The following is a 17,199-nucleotide window of genomic DNA, read 5'->3' as shown; positions in this document are numbered from 1 at the left end:
GCGGCGGCACGACACAGACACGCCTACAAGCAGGCCCCGGCGATAAGATGCATGTTTTCCGACCGGCCCTTCGCCATGAGCCCCCTTTCTTCCGCCACGAATCTCCGCCCATGGCTGCGCAAGGCCGCAGTGCTGCTGCTGGCAATCGGCCTGCTTTACGTTGCCCTCATCGCCGTGATGCTGACGCGCCAGGAGAGCCTGCTGTTCTACCCGGTAAAGCTGCCTGCAGATTTCCGCTTCGACAAACCGGATGTGTTCGAGCGCAAGCTGGAAGTGCCCGGCGCCACACTGTCTGCCCTGCACTTGCGGCAGGCAAACGCCAAGGGCCTGATCTTTTTCCTGCATGGCAATGCCGGCAATCTGGATATCTGGTTGCCCAGCACCGAGTTCTACCGCCGCGCCGGGTATGACCTGTTCATGATGGATTACCGTGGTTTCGGCAAAAGCACCGGCCACATCGAGAGTGAAGCTCAACTGCATGCCGATGTGCGCGCGGCCTGGGACACCGTGGCGCCGGAATACGCTGGCCGCCCCATCGTGATCTATGGCCGCTCACTCGGCAGCGGCCTCGCCACCAAGCTCGCCAGCGAAGTGGAGGCGGCCCAGCTGATCCTCGTCTCGCCCTACAGCAGCTTCGTGCAGCTGGGGAAAGACCACTTCCCCTGGGTGCCCTCGTTCGCCACGCGCTATCCGATGCGCACAGATGAGTGGCTGACCAGGGTCAGCGAGCCGGTGCTGCTGATTCACGGCGCGCAGGACACGCTGGTCAGCGTGAAGCATTCCGAAGCACTCAAGGCCGGGCATCCCGCGGCGGATCTGATCGTGTTGCCACAAGCCGGCCACGAGGATGTGCACACTTTCCCTGCCTACACCTACAGCCTGCTGCTGAAGCTGGCGGATCTGGCAGCCGCGCATTGACGACCCGCGCTTCGCCTACTCCAGTGCCGCGAAGCTGAACTCCAGGCGCCAGCGGGACTTCACCGGCTGACCGTCGAACATCCCCGGCGCCAGCCTGAGTGCATCGAGGCGCTGCACGAAACGGCGAGTGCCGCGCGGACTGAGTTCACTGCTTTCAACGACCACCCCGTCCACCTCACCGCCCTCGCTGATCAGCACCTGCAGCACGATGCGCCCGACCTCGTGCTCATCCAGCGAGGCCGGCACATATTCACGCATATCCATCAGAAAGCGCGGCCGGCTCGTGAGCTGCTCGACCGGGGTGTAATCGCTCAAGTCCGGTGGGGCGACGCGGCCTGCCGGGTGGTGCGCGGCGCCGCCCTCCTCGGCAGGCCGGGGTGCAGATCCGGCTTGCGCGGCGGCGCTGGCAGCGGGCTTCACTCCGGCCATGGGCAGCGCCAGTTCAGGAGAGGCTACCTGCGGCGCTGCGGCGAAGCTGCGCAGGCGGGCACTCACACTTGCTACGCCCACTCGCCCGCCCGGCTGCGGCCATAGCCAGAATAGGGCCAGATGCGCGAGCAGCGAAGTCAGCGCGCACACGCCCAGCACCCATTGCTGCTCACGGCGGGCCTGGCGGGCGAAGTCTGTGCGAAGAGGTGGCAGAGCATCGGACATGGCGGCGAGTTTAACGCAGGCTCACCCTTGCCAATCAGGCTCATAGCCCTTGCCCGGCTTCGGAAAAGAGGGCTTTTGTGATAGTTTCGCGGGTCCGCCGTTCCGGGCGGATCGCCCCGCAACTCCAGCCCCAAGATCATGAATACCAAGGTTTTTGCCTACGACACCACCCTGCGCGACGGAAGTCAGGCGCAAGGAATCTCCTTCTCGGTGGAAGACAAGCTCAAGATCGTGCGCAAGCTCGACGAGCTGGGCATTGCCTATATTGAGGCCGGCAATCCGGGCTCCAACCCGAAGGATCTGGAGTTCTTCCGCCGCTTGGGCGAGCTGAACCTGAAGCACGCCAAGATCACCGGCTTCGGCAGCACCTGCAAGGTCGGCGCCAATCCGGCCGAAGACGCCCAGCTCGCATCCTTGCTTGGCGCCAACACGCCCGCCGTGGCGATCTTCGGCAAGACCTGGGACTACCACGCGACCGCCATCCTGCGCACCACGCTGGATGAGAACCTGCGCATGATCCGCGAGACCATCGCCTTCCTGAAGGGCAAGGGCAAAGAGGTCATCTTCGACGCCGAACACTTCTTCGACGGTTACAAGAGCAATCCTGACTACGCCCTGCAAGCGCTCGCCGCTGCAGTCGAAGGCGGCGCCGACAACCTCGCCCTGTGCGACACCAATGGCGGCAGCTTCCCGGACGAGATCTTCGCGATCACCCGCACCGTGGTCGAGCGCTTCCCCGGCGTATCGGTGGGCATCCACTGCCACAACGACTGCGAGCTGGCGGTGGCCAACTCCGTGCGCGCGGTGCAGGCCGGCGCTACCCAGGTGCAAGGCACCATCAACGGCATCGGCGAGCGCTGCGGCAACGCCAACCTGTGCGCGATCATCCCGAACCTGCAGTTGAAACTCGGCTTCGACGTGATCCCCGCCGCCAACATGGCCACCCTCACGCCCGTGGCGCGCTTCGTCTCCGAAGTGGCCAACATGGAGCACAACGACAAGGCCGCCTACGTGGGCGGCGATGCTTTCGCGCACAAGGGCGGCATGCACGTCGATGCGGTCAACAAAAACCCGGTGAGCTATGAACACGTTACCCCGGACACCGTGGGCAATGCGCGCAAGATCCTGATGAGCGAAGTGGCCGGCCGCGCCACCATCCTCGGCAAGATCAACGAGGTGGATCCGGCGCTGACCAAGGATTCGGCCGAGACTAAAGCCATCATCGAACGCCTCAAGGAACTCGAGCACGAGGGCTACCAGTTCGAGAGCGCGGAATCGAGCTTCGAGCTCTTGGTGCGCAAGATGCTGGGCAAGTTCACGCCCTCCTTCGAACTCAAGGAGTTCAAGGTGATGGTCAATGAGCCGAGCCTGAACGGCGTGAACTCCTCGGCCATGATCAAGATTCATGTCGGCGGCGAAGACGAAATCACCGCCGCCGAGGGCGATGGCCCGGTCAATGCGCTGGACCGGGCACTGCGCCGCGCACTGGACCGCTTCTACCCGGAGCTGCGCGAGATGAAGCTCACCGACTACAAGGTGCGCGTGCTCGATTCGACGCAGGCTTCGGCCGCCAAGGTACGCGTGCTGATCGAATCGGCCGATGCCGGTAGCTCCTGGACCACCATCGGCGTCTCCACCGACGTGATCGACGCCTCCTGGCGCGCGCTGGTGGATGCAGTGGAATACAAGCTGGCGCGCAGCCGCCAGGGCTAGGGCCTGAAGGGTCGGCCAGCTTGAGTACGGCCCAGCCCTGAACCATAGTCGGGGAGCCGTCTTCCAAAGCTCCCTGCCATGCCAGTCCTGCAAGGTTTTGTGCTCACCCTCATCACTTGCTTGGCGATGCACTGCGCCCCTGCCAGCGCCGAGGCGCTGAAGCTCGTCACCCTGGCCTACCCGCCTTACATCAACGAAGTAGGCGGGGTACCGGATGGCCCGGTCGTCGAAATCGTCAAGGAAGCCTTCCGACGCAGTGGCCAGGAAGTATCCATCAGCTTCTACCCCTGGACGCGCGGGCTGAACATGGTTCAAACCGGGCAAGCCGACGGCCTGTTCACGATCAAGAAAACCCCCGAGCGTGAGCGGTTTCTCCTCTTCCCGGAGGAGCCGCTACTGAGCCAGGACTATGTGTTTTTCGTGCGCAAGGACTCCCGCATCCGCTTCACGGGGGATTACGCCTCACTCGCCCCGGTGCGTATCGGCATCGTTCGCAACACTTCCTATGGTGCGCGTTTCGATGAAGCGGTCCAGCAAGGCGTTTTCAGCCGCCTGGAAGCGGCCAACGATTACCTGCACATTTTCCGCATGCTGCTGGCAGGGCGTGTCGACGCAGTGATCTGCAGCCACCTGGTCGGCCTGAGCTATCTGCGCGAGCTCAAAGCCCTGAACCAGGTCAGCGTCAGCGGCCCGCCCTCCGAAACGGCCTACAGCTACCTGGTTTTCACCCGCGAGCAGGATCACAGCGCCACAGCGAGCGCCTTCGACAAAGCCATGAGCGGCATGAAGAAAGACGCTACGCTGAGCCGCCTCCTCGCTCCCATCCGCTGACGCCTGCCAAGCCTCCGCCGCGCTACACTCCGGTTTCCACAAACCGCATCGTCACCGCGCCATGTTCGCTCGCGTCATCCAGGCCTGCCTGCGTTACTTCGACCGCACCTTCCTCGATCTCGGTCGCCAGATGCGCTGGAGCTATCTGCCGCCGCTGATGGTGTACATGGCCTACGGCGTGTCCGGCATCACAGGCATCGTCGGCACCTTCTACGTCAAGGAATACCTCAGCCTGTCGGCGCAGGATCTGGCCGCACTGGGCTTCTGGGCCATGTTGCCCTGGGCCATCAAGCTGCCGATCGGCCATGCGGTGGATCTCTTGTGGCGCTGGAAAGCCTGGCTGGTGTGGGCCGGCGCCCTGCTGGTGTTCGCGAGCTTCTCGATCATGGTCGGCCTAATCGGCGAGCGCGCCGCGATGGAGGCCATCATGTCCGCCAACAGCTGGTACCAACTCTCGGTGCTGATCGCCCCGCTCGGTTTCGTGCTGCAGGATGTAGTGGCGGATGCAATGACAGTCGAAGCCGTGCCGCATTTCGATGCGCAAGGCAGCCCGATAGACCCCGCCGCACGTCGGGCCATGAACACCACCATGCAGACCCTCGGCCGCGTCGCCATCATCGGCGGCCTCGCCGCTGTGGCGCTGGCCAATGTGGCGATGTTCGAGGGGGTGGAGAAACTCGATGCCGCCGCCAAACAGGCCATTTACCTGAAGATCTACAGCGTGGCCCTGTGCGTACCGCTGCTGTCGGTGGCCGGCGTGCTGCTCGCCAGCTGGATGCGTCTGCGCGAAGAAAAACGCCTCGCCGCACTGGGCATCGATGCCGACGCCATGCGCCACGGCCTGCCGGATGAAGGCGACGAAGGCATCACCCGGCCAAACTGGCTGATCCTTGGCGGCTCCATCGCCTTCGCCGGCATCTCGATCGGTCTCGGCATGGCGCGCGTGAAGTACGGTCAGGAGCTGATCTTCGTGCTCTCGGCTACGGTGATCCTGTTCCTGATGTGGCGTCTGGCGCGCGAGATGACGCCTGAAATGGGTGCCACCCTGATCGGCACCAGCCTGATCACCTTCGCCTTCCGCGCCACGCCCAGCACCGGCGCCGGCGTAGGCTGGTGGCAGATCGACGTGCTCGGTTTCGACCAGCAGTTCCTCTCCATCCTCGACCTGATCGCCTACGGCCTGACACTGGCCGGCCTCTTCGGCTTCCGCCGGCTGATGGCCGAAAAATCAATAGCCTGGAACGTGATCATGCTCAGCCTGGTCGGCACTGCGCTGTCGCTACCGACGCTCGCCATGGCCTTCAACCTGCATCACTGGACCGCCGCCATGACCGGCGGCGTAGTCGATGCGCGCTTCATCGCCGTGTTCAACACTGCGCTGGAATCGCCACTCGGCCAGATCGCCATGGTGCAGGGCCTGGCCTGGATCGCCATCACCGCCCCGCCGCGCCTGAAGGCCACCTACTTCGCCGTGATGGCCTCCTTCTCCAACCTCGCCCTGTCGGCCGGCCAGCTCGGCACCAAGTACCTCAACCAGATCTTCGTGCTGACCCGCGAAGTGAAAGACGCCAACGGCCTCGTTACCACCCCGGCCAACTACAACGATCTGCAGGCCTTGCTGATCACCGCCATCCTGCTCGGCCTGATCCTGCCGATCGGCGCCGTGGGTCTTGCGAAGCTGCGCCGCTGGCAGAGCGGCTGAGCGCCCCTCGGCAAGGAGGCCTGCGCCTTAGCGCAGCCACATCGGGGCCTCGAAAAGCTTGTGCGGGGGCCGCCCATGGCCGCGATGCCCCCACGCGGCCCACGTGATCGACTCAGCATCCCGGCATGGATCAGGCCTCATGTGCCGCCTGAAGCCGCACCAGCTGGTACACGACGAATTTCCGTAGCGGCGACTTCAGCCGCCTGTCGCGCCCCTGCAGCCCAAACCATGCAGAACATCAGCACTGTTTGTAGGTAAAACAGGAAGCCGACAGCATCCCTGTTGCAGCCATGCAACAGCCCCCCGGGCAGTCAGCCCCTCTTGCGACATTTGTCACACCTTCGCAATACCTCCACGTATCGAGCCTCCAAGCCCCGCCATATCTGGCTTACGTGTGACCGGAACCAAAACTCCCTGCTTTACACCTGTGTGTTTTTGCAAATTTTTTTTAATGGCGCACATGAAATCTGTGCAAACGAGTTCGCGCTTGTCAGAAAAACTCCTATAAAGTCGCGCCACAAACCGGACAAATAACCGGATTTAATAAATTTATCGCTTTTAACGGGTAAGAGGAGCAAACATGTCAGCATCACGCAGTATCAATCTAGCTGCGCTCGTTGCAGCCGTCAGCGTTCTGAGCGCTTGCGGTGGCGGCGGTGGCGGCACGGGTAGCACCACTTCGGCAAGCAACAGCTCAACGGCAGCCTCCAGTACGGCAGTAGCAGCTTCGTCTGCAGCGACGGCCTCGTCAGCTACTGCAGTGAGCTCTGCTGCAGCAAGCTCCCAAGCGACCACCTCAACAGCCGCTACTTCTTCGACTGCTGCAACCTCCTCAGCAGCCGCTTCGTCTGCTGTGATTTCGTCAGTAGCCAGTTCAGCGGCCTCATCAGCCACAGCCTCCTCAACCAATGGCGGCATCATCGACGCCCTCACACTAACCAGTACTTCAAGCGAGCCACTGAATGGCTGGTCAGGCTGGAGCAAGATGGGCGCACGTTCGTATCTGGCAGCTAGTGATCCGGTGAACACGGCCAATCACGTCTCGACAGCGACTCCTGCTCCTGGCACACCGACGGCATACCCGAGCATTTCCAGCGATCCCAGTGGCGGCGAATTCACCATCGAACGAGAAACAGCCCCGCTGGATGGCTGGCATAGCTACTACCGCGCAGGCGGCACGCTGGGCAACCACCAGCAGGTGCGCGTAACTGGTGGCTCATCGGCCACCGCCAACCGGATTTATACCTGTGGCACCAAAAAGTGCATCTTCGACGCTTTGAAGGAAGCCAAGAACGAACCCAAGATCATTCGGGTGTACGGCAACATCGACATGAGAATTGATGACGATGGCGTATTCCGTGATTTTACAAGCTGGGATGATCAGAAAGCTTCGTCAATCGTCATTCCATCAAATACCACCTTTATCGGCATCAACGACGCCAGCGGCAATCCGGCGCGCCTGATCTCAGCCCAAATCGAAATCGGCAAGGAGTTTGCCAGTACGGTCAACAGCGATCTTGCGGACTACGAATACTGGATCAAAACGCTTGGCAAGAGCCAGGAAAGCTATCCGGGCTGGACACGTAACGTGATCGTGCGCAACCTTTGGATCCAGACGAACTTCGATGTACAGCCTGAAGGCAGCTCGGACGCCTACTACGACGGTATGGTCGTAGCCATGGCGCAAAACGTGTGGATCGACCACGTCACAGTTACTGACGGGCAGTACAAGGACAAGGATCTGTCCGGCACGCGTCACGACGGCGCGCTCGACATCGTGCGCGGCTCGGACTACATCACCGTTTCCAACAGCGCTTTCATCGAGCACGGCAAGACGACCCTAGTCGGAAACGCCGATTCGCGCGACTGGAGTGACCTTAACCGCCTGCATGTCACCTTCAAGGCCAACTATTACGCTGACGTCGCGAGCCGCCTACCGCGCGTGCGCTTTGGCCAAGTTCACGTCTTCAACAACTACATCGAGGGCGACCGCGAGTCTTCCACCGCAACCAAGTTCGAGAACGGCATCGGCATGGCCATCAAGGGCGATGTGCTTATCGAAAGTACGCTGTGGGAAATTCAGCCAACCAAGGAGTCCGAAGCCTGCAAAAAAGTGGTAACAGACCACGGCAGCAGCCTGGCCTTCCGCCAGAACCGAAGCTGGATTAAGAGCAGCAAGTATCTGCCGGCCGGCGCGGACGTATCAAACATGCTGACGGGCTGCGGTTATGCAAGCACTAAAAACTGGACACCGCCATACGCCTATCAGGTTGAGTCCGCGCCGCTGAACCTGGCCTGCATCGTCAAGAACGGCGCGGGGGCCGGCAAGGTTGGCCTGAACAACACCAGCACGGCAGGAGCCTGTAACACCGCGCCGGTAGCCGGTTCAGGTGAAAACCACTCCAGCAGCGCGACAAGCAGCTCGGCTGCATCCTCCTCGGAAGCCAGCAGTTCGGCTTCGTCCGCAACGAGCTCAAGCACGGCAGCGAGTAGCTCCACAGCCTCCAGCTCGGCCAGTGGGGGTAGCGCTACGACGATCACCTATCCGTGGTCGGACGACTTCTCACTGGCTACTACGGCAACTCTGTTCACGACTGGTTATGCCAAGTTCACCAATGACGCCGGAACAGAAGTGTCGATGTATGCAAAGACAGGTGGAAGCCCGACAGTTTCCGGTGGCGTAATTACCCTGGCTGGCGCTCGTTTCACAATCGGGGCTCTGGGCACAGGAACAACGACGGGGCCCACAGGCTCGCCGGCTAACTACACTCCAGGCGGTATTTTCAACATCATCGGCAAGACCTGCACCCTGACGATCAACGCAAGCCAGGCAGGTACCGGCAGCACCTTCCAGGTATACGTTGATAACAACACGACGAGCACCGGGAACTCACCGCATGCTACGTCCACGCTCTCAAGCACCGGGACAACGACCACGAAAAACACCTCGGTGGTTGTTTCTGTTGCGGCAACGAGCATCGTGGCTGGAGACAACACCTTCACCTGGAAGCTCGACAACGCAAGCTACACGGGCGGTTCCTTCCTGCAGATCCGCACCGACTCTTCCTCAGCGGTCTACATCAACAGCATCAGCCTGAGCTGCCTCTGATCTTCCAATCAGCACTCACCTGAAACGGCAACGGCAACCGTAAGGTCGCCGTTGCTTCATAAGCTCCATTCCCCGATTTCGAACCGGCACAGGCTCCGACTATAGAAGCCCAAGTCACCCAAGCAATCTTCATCCGTTCCCGCAATACAAGCCGACCACAGAGCCGGTTTTTCAGACGTTCGTCAATACACAATCAGGAGGAGTCAAGATGTCTGTTTTACGTAGCATGAATCAGGTCGCCATCGTCGCTGCCATAAGCACACTCACGGCCTGTGGTGGTGGTGGCGGCACCACTTCGGCAGGCAGCAGCACGGCAGCAGCAACCTCATCTGCCGCCACCTCTACCGCAGCTTCGTCGGCAGCAACAACATCCACCGCGACGTCTTCGACTACGACGGCCAGCTCCACCGCTGCAGCAAGCTCAAGCGCAGCCTCTTCAACGGCAGCAGCATCCTCCGTAGCCGCCAGCAGCGTAGGTGCAGCACCACCTACTGCGGCTTCATCCTCCTCTACAAACTCAAGCATTGCCTCAAGCTCCGCAACTTCGTCCGCCATGGCGTCCTCGGCCACCAGCTCCTCGGCAAGCAGCGGCAACTTCATCGACGCACAGGTCGGCTATTCGACCGAGAATGGTGGCACCACGGGCGGCGCTGGCGGTGCGGAAGTCATCGTGACCACGGGTACCGAATTCAACGCAGCCCTGTGCAATCGCACCACCAAGACCACCCCGATCATCATCAAGGTCAACGGCACGATCAATCACGGCAACACCACCAAGCAAAGCGGTCAATGCGACACAGTGGCAGACGCCATCCAGCTCAAGGGAGTGCAGAACGTTTCCATCATAGGTGTGGGCAGCAATGCGGTCTTCGATCAGATCGGCATCCACATTCGCGATGCGAAGAACATCATCATCCGCAATGTGCACGTGAAGAACGTGAAGAAATCCGGCTCGCCCACCTCCAATGGAGGTGATGCAATTGGCATGGAAACGAATGTTTCTAACGTGTGGGTTGACCATTGCACACTCGAAGCCTCAGGTGGAGAGTCGGACGGTTACGACGCATTGTTCGACATGAAGGACACCACCAAGTACGTCACCCTCTCCTGGACCATTCTCACAGGCTCCGACCGCGGTGGCCTGGTCGGTTACAGTGACAGTGACGACCAGAACGGGCCGGTCACTTACCATCACAATTACTACAAGAACCTCCATTCACGCATGCCGCTGCTGCGCTGGGCGACCGCGCACTCGTTCAACAACTACTACGACGGCATCATCGAATCGGGTATGAATCCGCGCATGAACGGCAAAATCAAGGCGGAGAACAACTACTTCACCAACGCCAAGAACCCCATCGGCACCTTCTACACCGACGTGATGGGCTACTGGGACGTGGCTGGCAACATCTTCGGGGCGAATGTGACCTGGTTGGCCGATGCCACCAACAAGGAGTACCCGGCCGGCCCGGATGTGAAGTCGACCACCTCCATCACGATCCCCTACGCCTACACACTGGATGATGCGGCGAACGTTCCGGATCTCATCAAGAATGGCGCTGGTGCGGGCAAGATGCCGGATGGCTCCTCTTCGAGCAGTGCCTCCAGCGGTGGTGCTGCTTCATCGGTGGCCACCAGCTCTGCCGCTGCCAGCAGTTCGGCCGCTTCGTCGGCTGCTTCGAGCAGCACCGCAGCCTCCAGCTCGGCCAGTGGGGGTAGCGCTACGACGATCACCTATCCGTGGTCGGACGACTTCTCACTGGCTACTACGGCAACTCTGTTCACGACTGGTTATGCCAAGTTCACCAATGACGCCGGAACAGAAGTGTCGATGTATGCAAAGACAGGTGGAAGCCCGACAGTTTCCGGTGGCGTAATTACCCTGGCTGGCGCTCGTTTCACAATCGGGGCTCTGGGCACAGGAACAACGACGGGGCCCACAGGCTCGCCGGCCAACTACACTCCAGGCGGTATTTTCAACATCATCGGCAAGACCTGCACCCTGACGATCAACGCAAGCCAGGCAGGTACCGGCAGCACCTTCCAGGTATACGTTGATAACAACACGACGAGCACCGGGAACTCACCGCATGCTACGTCCACGCTCTCAAGCACCGGGACAACGACCACGAAAAACACCTCGGTGGTTGTTTCTGTTGCGGCAACGAGCATCGTGGCTGGAGACAACACCTTCACCTGGAAGCTCGACAACGCAAGCTACACGGGCGGTTCCTTCCTGCAGATCCGCACCGACTCTTCCTCAGCGGTCTACATCAACAGCATCAGCCTGAGCTGCCTCTGATCTACCGATCAGCACTCACCTGAAACAGCAACGGCGACCATAAGGTCGCCGTTTTTCATTGCACCACCAGGCCTGCTAGACCGGCACCACCCGCCGCGTGAAACAGGCTTCATCAAGCAGGCGCGAGCTGCTGGCCGAGCTGCGGATCAGGCCGCTCACTTCACGCAGATGCAGGCCCCAGTGATCGAGCGCGTCCCACAACAAGATGGATTCCGCGCGGACCAGACGATGGTCGCTGCTGAAGATGTCAAACAGCAGGGCCGCTACTTCGCGCTGCAAGGCCGGGGCCTGGATCTCGTCGAGCATGGCGCGAATCTGGGAGCGCCCGAGGGATCTGAACCCGCGCCGGTCCGTCGGGGTGCTTTGGCGTAAATCCGCACACAATGCGTCCATCACATCATCAAAATCGTCGCGGCTAAGCCTCAGGGCCTGCAGCACACCGCGCTGCTCCAGCGTGCGCAGCTCGACATCGGACGGCACGCCATCAATGGTCACCGCCAGCGCCAGCAGGCGCGCCACAGCATGCGGGCTATCAATCAGATAAGGGTTCATTGTTGTTCTCCTGTGTTTCCTCGCCTTAGGGGAGCGAAGTGCGCAACGCACCCCGCGCGGCAGTGCGCTACGCCGGCGCTCTCAGCCAACGATGGCCGGCACCTGCAGCATCTCGCGCATTTCCGGATGGCGGCGACTGCGGCGCTCGATGCGGCGCGCCGCCAGATGGCTCGCCACGCTGAATGCGCGATTGATCGCGGCATAGGAATCATCGCTAGTCTCAGCCACCACCAACGCCGGCTCGCCGACCAGCCTCACCTGGATCTGGCAGCACTTGTCTATCCCGCCACGCGGGCCATTGAGGTCGATCAGCCCCACCTGGACCTGCTGCACATGCAGCTTCAGGCGCGCCAGCGCGAACTCGGCACGGCGCTCGATATGGGCGATGACGGCATGATCAAGCGGAGTGCCGCTGATTTTCTTGATGGCCAGTTTCATGATGCATCTCCTTGGTGGCTTGGCTTGTATCGCTGTTCGCATCAGCGATGGAGCCACTTTAGGGGCGCCAAACCATCCTGTATATTCGAATATTCATGCCTTTATATTCGGTTTTACCGAACATTCAAGGAGCCAATATCCGCATGAACTACAAGCATCTGCACTACTTCTGGAAGGTGGCCAGCTGCGGTGGGGTACTGCGCGCAGCCGAGGCGCTGAACACCACGCCGCAGACCGTCAGCGGGCAGATCAAGCTGCTCGAAGAGCGTCTGGGTAAGGCCCTGTTCCGCAAGGACGGGCGCAAGCTGGCGCTCACCGAGGCCGGTCGGATGGCGCTGGGTTATGCGGAAGAGATCTTTTCGCTCGGCTCAGAACTGCAGGAGCAGCTCGCCAGCGAGGCTGCAGAAGGCATGCCGATGGAGTTCCGGGTGGGCATTTCGGATGCCATCCCCAATGCCGTTGCCGAGCGCCTGCTGGAGCCGGTGCTGGCCATGGATGTACCGGTGCGCACGATCTGCCGCGAATGGCGAATCGATCGCCTGCTCTCCGAGCTGGCCCTGCACCGGCTGGATCTGGTACTGGCCGATACCCCGGTACCGCAGGGCTTGAGCGTAAAAGCCTGGAGCCACCGCCTGGGCGCCTCGAAGATGGGTTTTTTCGCTCGCCCGGAACTTGCCGAACGCTGCCGCGAAAAGCCTTTCCCGCAACGCTTGCATGCCATGCCGCTCCTGCTGCTGGGGGAGGATTCCGCCGTCAGCAGTCAGTTCCGTCAGTGGGCCAGCATGCACAAGATCCGTCCTCGCATCGTCGCCGAGTTTGACGACGCAGGCATGCTGGCCGCTTTCGGCGGGAAGGGGCGCGGCATTTTTCCGGCCCCGATGGTGCTCAAGGACATGCTCTGTCAGCAACTCGGGGTGGAGTTGATTGGCATGGCAGAGGGCATCGAGCAGGCCTGCTACGCCATCACGGTACAAAAGCGGATCACCCATCCTTGTGCCGAGGCCATCGTGCGCACAGCCCGCGAGGGGCTGTATCCGCTGGATTGAAAGCTTTGCGCCGCAAAGCAGCTTCCTGCCGGGCAAGCGGATGAAATCATGACAGCGGGTCAGAAGCGGCCAGAGGCCGCCCCCATGAGGCCATGCTTCAATCCCGGCCCGGCCAATGCTGCACGCTCAGGCTGGCACACCCGCGGACTGGATCGGCGAATAGTCGCCATAGCCATCCGGCCAGGGCGTGAGCACTTCGAAGCCATCATCAGTCACCGCCACCATGTGCTCCCACTGCGCAGAAAGGGAGCGGTCTTTGGTCACCACCGTCCAGCCATCGGGCAGCAGCGTGGTGGCCGCCTTGCCGGCGTTGATCATCGGCTCAATGGTGAACACCATGCCGGACTGAAGCACCAGACCTTCGCCGGGGCGGCCGTAATGCAGCACCTGAGGCTCATCGTGATAGATATCGCCGATACCGTGGCCACAGTATTCGCGCACCACGCTGAACCCCTCGCGATGGGCCACACTCTGGATTGCATAGCCCACATCGCCCAGGGTCGCGCCGGGACGCACACGCTGGATGCCGGCGCGCATCGCCTCGTAAGTGGTGCGGACCAGACGCCGGGCCAGGATAGAAGGCTCGCCCACGTAGTACATGCGGCTGGTGTCGCCGAACCAGCCGTCCTTGATGATGGCCACATCGATATTCACGATATCGCCGTTCTTCAGCACCTTGTCGGACGGGATGCCGTGGCAGATCACGTGATTCACCGAAGCGCAGATGGTCTTGGTGTAGCCGTGGTAGCCGACATTGGCCGGAATCGCCTTCTGCACATCGACGATGTAGTCGTGGCAGAGGCGGTCCAGCTCATCGGTGGTAACGCCTGCCCGCACATGTTCGCCGATCATCTGCAGGACATCGGCGGCCAGCTTCCCGGCCTCACGTGCCAGAGCGATCTCGGCAGGCGTCCGGATAGTCACAAATTTCGAAGCTTTCATGCTGCCCTCGCCGGAACGGCTGCCAGCAGCTCACTCACGCTTTGCTGCTCAGCCTGGATCAGGAGCTGACAGATCTCTGCGTAAGCCAGATTCGGATTCAGCTCCGCCAGCATGCCCACCCGCAACCAGTGCTCGGCCTGGGCATTGATGGAGCGGCTCAGGGCCCCACTGGTAAGACGCAGATTCTCATGCATCTGCTCCGAGATTTTGACGATTCCCACTAGCGGCTCCGGATATATGTTTTATATACAAACCGTATATTACCAGATCGTTCGGGCCTTGCCGACAGGACGGCCGGCGGACCTCAGAAGCTATTCACGATCTGGAGCGAGAGGCCGTCAGCAGAGGCGAGGCTGGGGAAGCGCAGGAACCGGAGTTTATGTTGACAAATGAGGAGGCCGAGCAACGCATGAGCCCTGATCACGCCTCGCAGCCAGATCGTGAGCAGCTTCTCAGAACTGTGCGCTCTTGTTCACCGCATCCAGTTCCGCCAGCACTTTGGCAATGCCTTCAGTCCCCAGTGCAGCCTCGACCAGAATCGAAGAGACCTCCCCGGCCGATTGCTCCTGCTCGACGATCGAACTGGAAATCCCGGCCGCCAGCTCCGACACCTTGCTCATGATCTCGCTGATGCCGGACATCGACCCCACCACCAGCTGAGTGCTCTCCTGCACATTACCGACCATCGCACGGATGCTGGCCGAGGAGGTCACGGTGTTCATCGCCAGGGTCTTCACCTCCTGCGCCACCACGGCGAAACCACGCCCGGCCTCTCCCGCCCGAGCGGCTTCAATGGCTGCGTTGAGCGAGAGCAGATTGGTCTGCTCGGCAATCTCGGTGATCAGGCCAAGGATCTTGGTGATTTCGCCGGACTGCGCGCGCAGGGTCGCCATGTCGCGATTGGCCGCGGCGGTCAGATCCACTGCCTTGCGGATCACATCCATCACCTCGCGGATATGCTGGGCGATGCCATGCATGGCGCTGGCCACGCCTTCCATGGCATCCGAGCCGCCCTGCACGCTGTGATTGATCTCCTCGGAATTCACCGACACTGCGGCCACTTTCTCCTCAAGCATGCCCAGGGTGCTCGACAGCGTCTGGCGCAACAAGGCGCCAAACATTGAGCTGGAAAGCTGGATCTTGATGGCTTCATAAACACCACCATCACGCGGGCCCACACCGAACACGGCAAGGCCGATCTGGGTATCGGTGAAATGCAGCGGCATCACCATCAGCGCGAGGCGCTCATTGCTGCCCGCCAGCAACTCTGGCAACAGGGCTTCGCAGGCCAGGGTGGTCTTGCTGCCCTCAAAGCGTTTGCCGAACTTGCCAAAAGAGGTCAGCACCTTGAGCTGAGAGGGAATGCTCTTGCGGTCCCAGCCAGGCCCACCTTCATACACGGCGAGGCAGAAGGCAGGGATGCCCAGCTTGGGAATATCCTGCTCAAGCAGTTTGACGATGGCCGGAATCTCGTGAGTCGTGACCAGCTTGGCCCCCAGCTGGCTGATCGCCCGCTCTTGAGCCACGGCACGCAGATTGGCGGCGGCGCGGATGCGGGTTGCCGCTTCACTCAGCGCAACCCGCCCCTGACTCCAGATATCCTCGGCGCGAATCATGCGCCCGCGCCACCACAGGCTCGGCAGGCGGCGACTGCGCAAGGCGGAGATGCAGTTGTGCAGATCTTCGATCTGCAGCTTGTTGTCGGCAAAAGCCTTGGCCGCCACATTCAGGGCCTTGATGAAAGCGCCACGGTGGCGACTCCAGGCAAACTCCTTGGCGAAGGCCTCCACCAGCGCTTCAGCCTGCTGGCGGACTACCTCCTTGCGAGCCTCCGAGGCTTCCGGCCCCAGATCCACGGCAGCGCACATAGCCTCGACCGCACTCGCCTGGCTGAAGAAGCCGAACATGCGCAGCAGCGCCTTCGCCCGCGCCAGCATTCCGAAGGGCTGACCGGCCGCACTGAGGCCGGAGAGTGCAGTCTGCACATTGTGCGAGGAGCAGCCGCAGGACTGCGCCAGCACCAGCCGCGCCGGCAGCTTGGCCTCGTTCCCGGCACGCCCGCCGGAGGCCAGCTCATTGACCAGATCCAGTGCCTTGGCGATCTGCGCATCCCCCGGCAGAGCCACTGTGCTCACCGGCGGTGTCACCGTGCGGGCCTCGAAAGCATCGTTGCAGCCGGTGACCGCTACATCCTCCGGCACCCGGATGCCGCGCGCCTGGAGCGCTTCGATCGCACCGATGGCGATGTTGTCATTCACGCAGACCAGCACATCCCAGTCCGCCCCAGGGCGTTGCTTGCGCTCGTCGATCAGCAGACGCACCACGATCTCGCCCTGATCCTTGCCCCAGGTCAGGCAGGGCGACACCAGTTGCGGATCTGCCGAGAGCCCCGTCTCGCGCAGCACATCCTGATAGGCCTGATAACGCTCGCGCGCGTAGGGGTGGCTCTCAGGGCCGCGTGCAAAGGCCAGGCGACGCTTGCCGTGATGCTGGATCATGTGATCGAGCATCAGGCGCATGCCGGCATAGCTGTCGATCGTCACCACCGGGCGCGCGGGCACTGGCAGGGTCAGGGTCACCACCGGCAGTTTCCCGTAGCGCTCGTAATAGCAGCTGGTGATCTTGTCGGCATCCGACGAGGCCCAGGAAATCACGCCTTGATAGGCCGGGCCGATCAGATCGTAGATCGCCGCGCCAGCATCCTTGCCAAGATAGCCGCCACGGAATACGGCCAGATGCTGGCCCTGTTTCTCGGTGGCGTTCAGGATGCCGTCCAGCAATTGGTCAGGCATGCCCCCGCCGCCCATCTCGCGGGCGAGATAGGCCACCGGTTTCTTGTTCGTCACCATGTTCAAAGTCCTGTATTCAAGCCGGCCGCCCGCCCCTGCTGGTGACCGTGGCACGCGTGCCACACGCCTGTCACATAGCAGGCCGGGCAGCACAGCACCCCACTCTGGAAATAACGGACGCAGCCGGCACGAACTTGAACCGC

The 17,199-nt window shown here is 61.6% G+C and carries 15 protein-coding genes; 7 read left to right on the top strand and 8 right to left on the bottom strand.

The window, feature by feature from the left end; all coding sequences use genetic code 11:
• Positions 1-75 precede the first annotated feature (75 nt).
• Positions 76-918 (top strand): alpha/beta hydrolase, encoded by an 843-nt coding sequence (locus HJ583_RS16355; protein WP_235943888.1) that lies wholly within the window; start codon positions 76-78, stop codon positions 916-918.
• Positions 919-933: 15 nt separating this feature from the next.
• On the opposite strand, the gene HJ583_RS16350 is transcribed toward HJ583_RS16355, so the two are convergent.
• Complete coding sequence (locus tag HJ583_RS16350) at positions 934-1,572, bottom strand: energy transducer TonB (RefSeq protein ID WP_170022917.1); 639 nt, start codon at positions 1,570-1,572, stop codon at positions 934-936.
• A 138-nt stretch (positions 1,573-1,710) separates the two neighbouring features.
• On the opposite strand from HJ583_RS16350, the gene cimA reads away from it, so the two are divergent.
• The 3 genes from cimA to HJ583_RS16335 all read left to right on the top strand — a co-directional run bounded on the left by cimA (position 1,711) and on the right by HJ583_RS16335 (position 5,818).
• Positions 1,711-3,285 (top strand): citramalate synthase, encoded by a 1,575-nt coding sequence (gene cimA, locus HJ583_RS16345; RefSeq protein ID WP_170022916.1) that lies wholly within the window; start codon positions 1,711-1,713, stop codon positions 3,283-3,285.
• 78 nt (positions 3,286-3,363) lie between these two features.
• Positions 3,364-4,116: a substrate-binding periplasmic protein gene (locus tag HJ583_RS16340; protein WP_170022915.1), complete on the top strand. Its 753-nt coding sequence runs from the start codon at positions 3,364-3,366 to the stop codon at positions 4,114-4,116.
• A 61-nt stretch (positions 4,117-4,177) separates the two neighbouring features.
• Positions 4,178-5,818, top strand: a complete 1,641-nt coding sequence (locus HJ583_RS16335) for an MFS transporter (RefSeq protein WP_170022914.1) — start codon at positions 4,178-4,180, stop codon at positions 5,816-5,818.
• Positions 5,819-6,376: 558 nt separating this feature from the next.
• Here the strand turns inward: HJ583_RS16335 and HJ583_RS16330 are convergent.
• Positions 6,377-6,739, bottom strand: coding sequence for a hypothetical protein (locus tag HJ583_RS16330; RefSeq protein WP_170022913.1), 363 nt, complete (start codon positions 6,737-6,739; stop codon positions 6,377-6,379).
• 64 nt (positions 6,740-6,803) lie between these two features.
• On the opposite strand from HJ583_RS16330, the gene HJ583_RS16325 reads away from it, so the two are divergent.
• Positions 6,804-8,927, top strand: coding sequence for a pectate lyase family protein (locus tag HJ583_RS16325; protein ID WP_170022912.1), 2,124 nt, complete (start codon positions 6,804-6,806; stop codon positions 8,925-8,927).
• A gap of 231 nt (positions 8,928-9,158) precedes the next feature.
• On the opposite strand, the gene HJ583_RS16320 is transcribed toward HJ583_RS16325, so the two are convergent.
• Positions 9,159-9,527 (bottom strand): hypothetical protein, encoded by a 369-nt coding sequence (locus HJ583_RS16320; protein ID WP_170022911.1) that lies wholly within the window; start codon positions 9,525-9,527, stop codon positions 9,159-9,161.
• Here HJ583_RS16320 and HJ583_RS16315 point away from each other — a divergent pair.
• Complete coding sequence (locus tag HJ583_RS16315) at positions 9,481-11,229, top strand: pectate lyase family protein (RefSeq protein ID WP_170022910.1); 1,749 nt, start codon at positions 9,481-9,483, stop codon at positions 11,227-11,229. The genes HJ583_RS16320 and HJ583_RS16315 overlap by 47 nt on opposite strands.
• Before the next feature lie 75 nt (positions 11,230-11,304).
• On the opposite strand, the gene HJ583_RS16310 is transcribed toward HJ583_RS16315, so the two are convergent.
• Both HJ583_RS16310 and HJ583_RS16305 read right to left on the bottom strand, forming a co-directional pair.
• A complete protein-coding gene (locus tag HJ583_RS16310; RefSeq protein WP_170022909.1) occupies positions 11,305-11,781 on the bottom strand; it encodes a hypothetical protein in 477 nt (158 codons plus the stop codon).
• Positions 11,782-11,862: 81 nt separating this feature from the next.
• Positions 11,863-12,219 carry an HPF/RaiA family ribosome-associated protein gene (locus HJ583_RS16305; protein WP_170022908.1) on the bottom strand — a complete coding sequence of 119 codons (357 nt, stop codon included), beginning with the start codon at positions 12,217-12,219 and terminating at the stop codon, positions 11,863-11,865.
• Positions 12,220-12,362: 143 nt separating this feature from the next.
• Here HJ583_RS16305 and HJ583_RS16300 point away from each other — a divergent pair, with 143 nt between their 5' ends.
• Positions 12,363-13,265, top strand: a complete 903-nt coding sequence (locus HJ583_RS16300) for a LysR family transcriptional regulator (protein WP_170022907.1) — start codon at positions 12,363-12,365, stop codon at positions 13,263-13,265.
• Between the two features lie 126 nt (positions 13,266-13,391).
• Here the strand turns inward: HJ583_RS16300 and map are convergent, their stop codons facing one another.
• The 3 genes from map to HJ583_RS19370 all read right to left on the bottom strand — a co-directional run bounded on the left by map (position 13,392) and on the right by HJ583_RS19370 (position 17,056).
• On the bottom strand, positions 13,392-14,207 hold the full coding sequence (map, locus tag HJ583_RS16295) for a type I methionyl aminopeptidase (protein ID WP_170022906.1): 816 nt from the start codon (positions 14,205-14,207) through the stop codon (positions 13,392-13,394).
• On the bottom strand, positions 14,204-14,428 hold the full coding sequence (locus tag HJ583_RS16290; RefSeq protein ID WP_170022905.1) for a ParD-like family protein: 225 nt from the start codon (positions 14,426-14,428) through the stop codon (positions 14,204-14,206). Before HJ583_RS16290 ends, map begins: the two co-directional genes overlap by 4 nt.
• A 231-nt stretch (positions 14,429-14,659) precedes the next feature.
• Positions 14,660-17,056 (bottom strand): methyl-accepting chemotaxis protein, encoded by a 2,397-nt coding sequence (locus HJ583_RS19370; protein ID WP_170022904.1) that lies wholly within the window; start codon positions 17,054-17,056, stop codon positions 14,660-14,662.
• Between the last annotated feature and the right edge of the window lie 143 nt (positions 17,057-17,199).

The organism is Uliginosibacterium aquaticum (genome assembly GCF_012972705.2).
Lineage (GTDB): Bacteria > Pseudomonadota > Gammaproteobacteria > Burkholderiales > Rhodocyclaceae > Uliginosibacterium > Uliginosibacterium aquaticum.
Note: the sequence above shows the minus strand (reverse complement) of the source record. Positions and strands in the feature narration are given on the sequence as shown.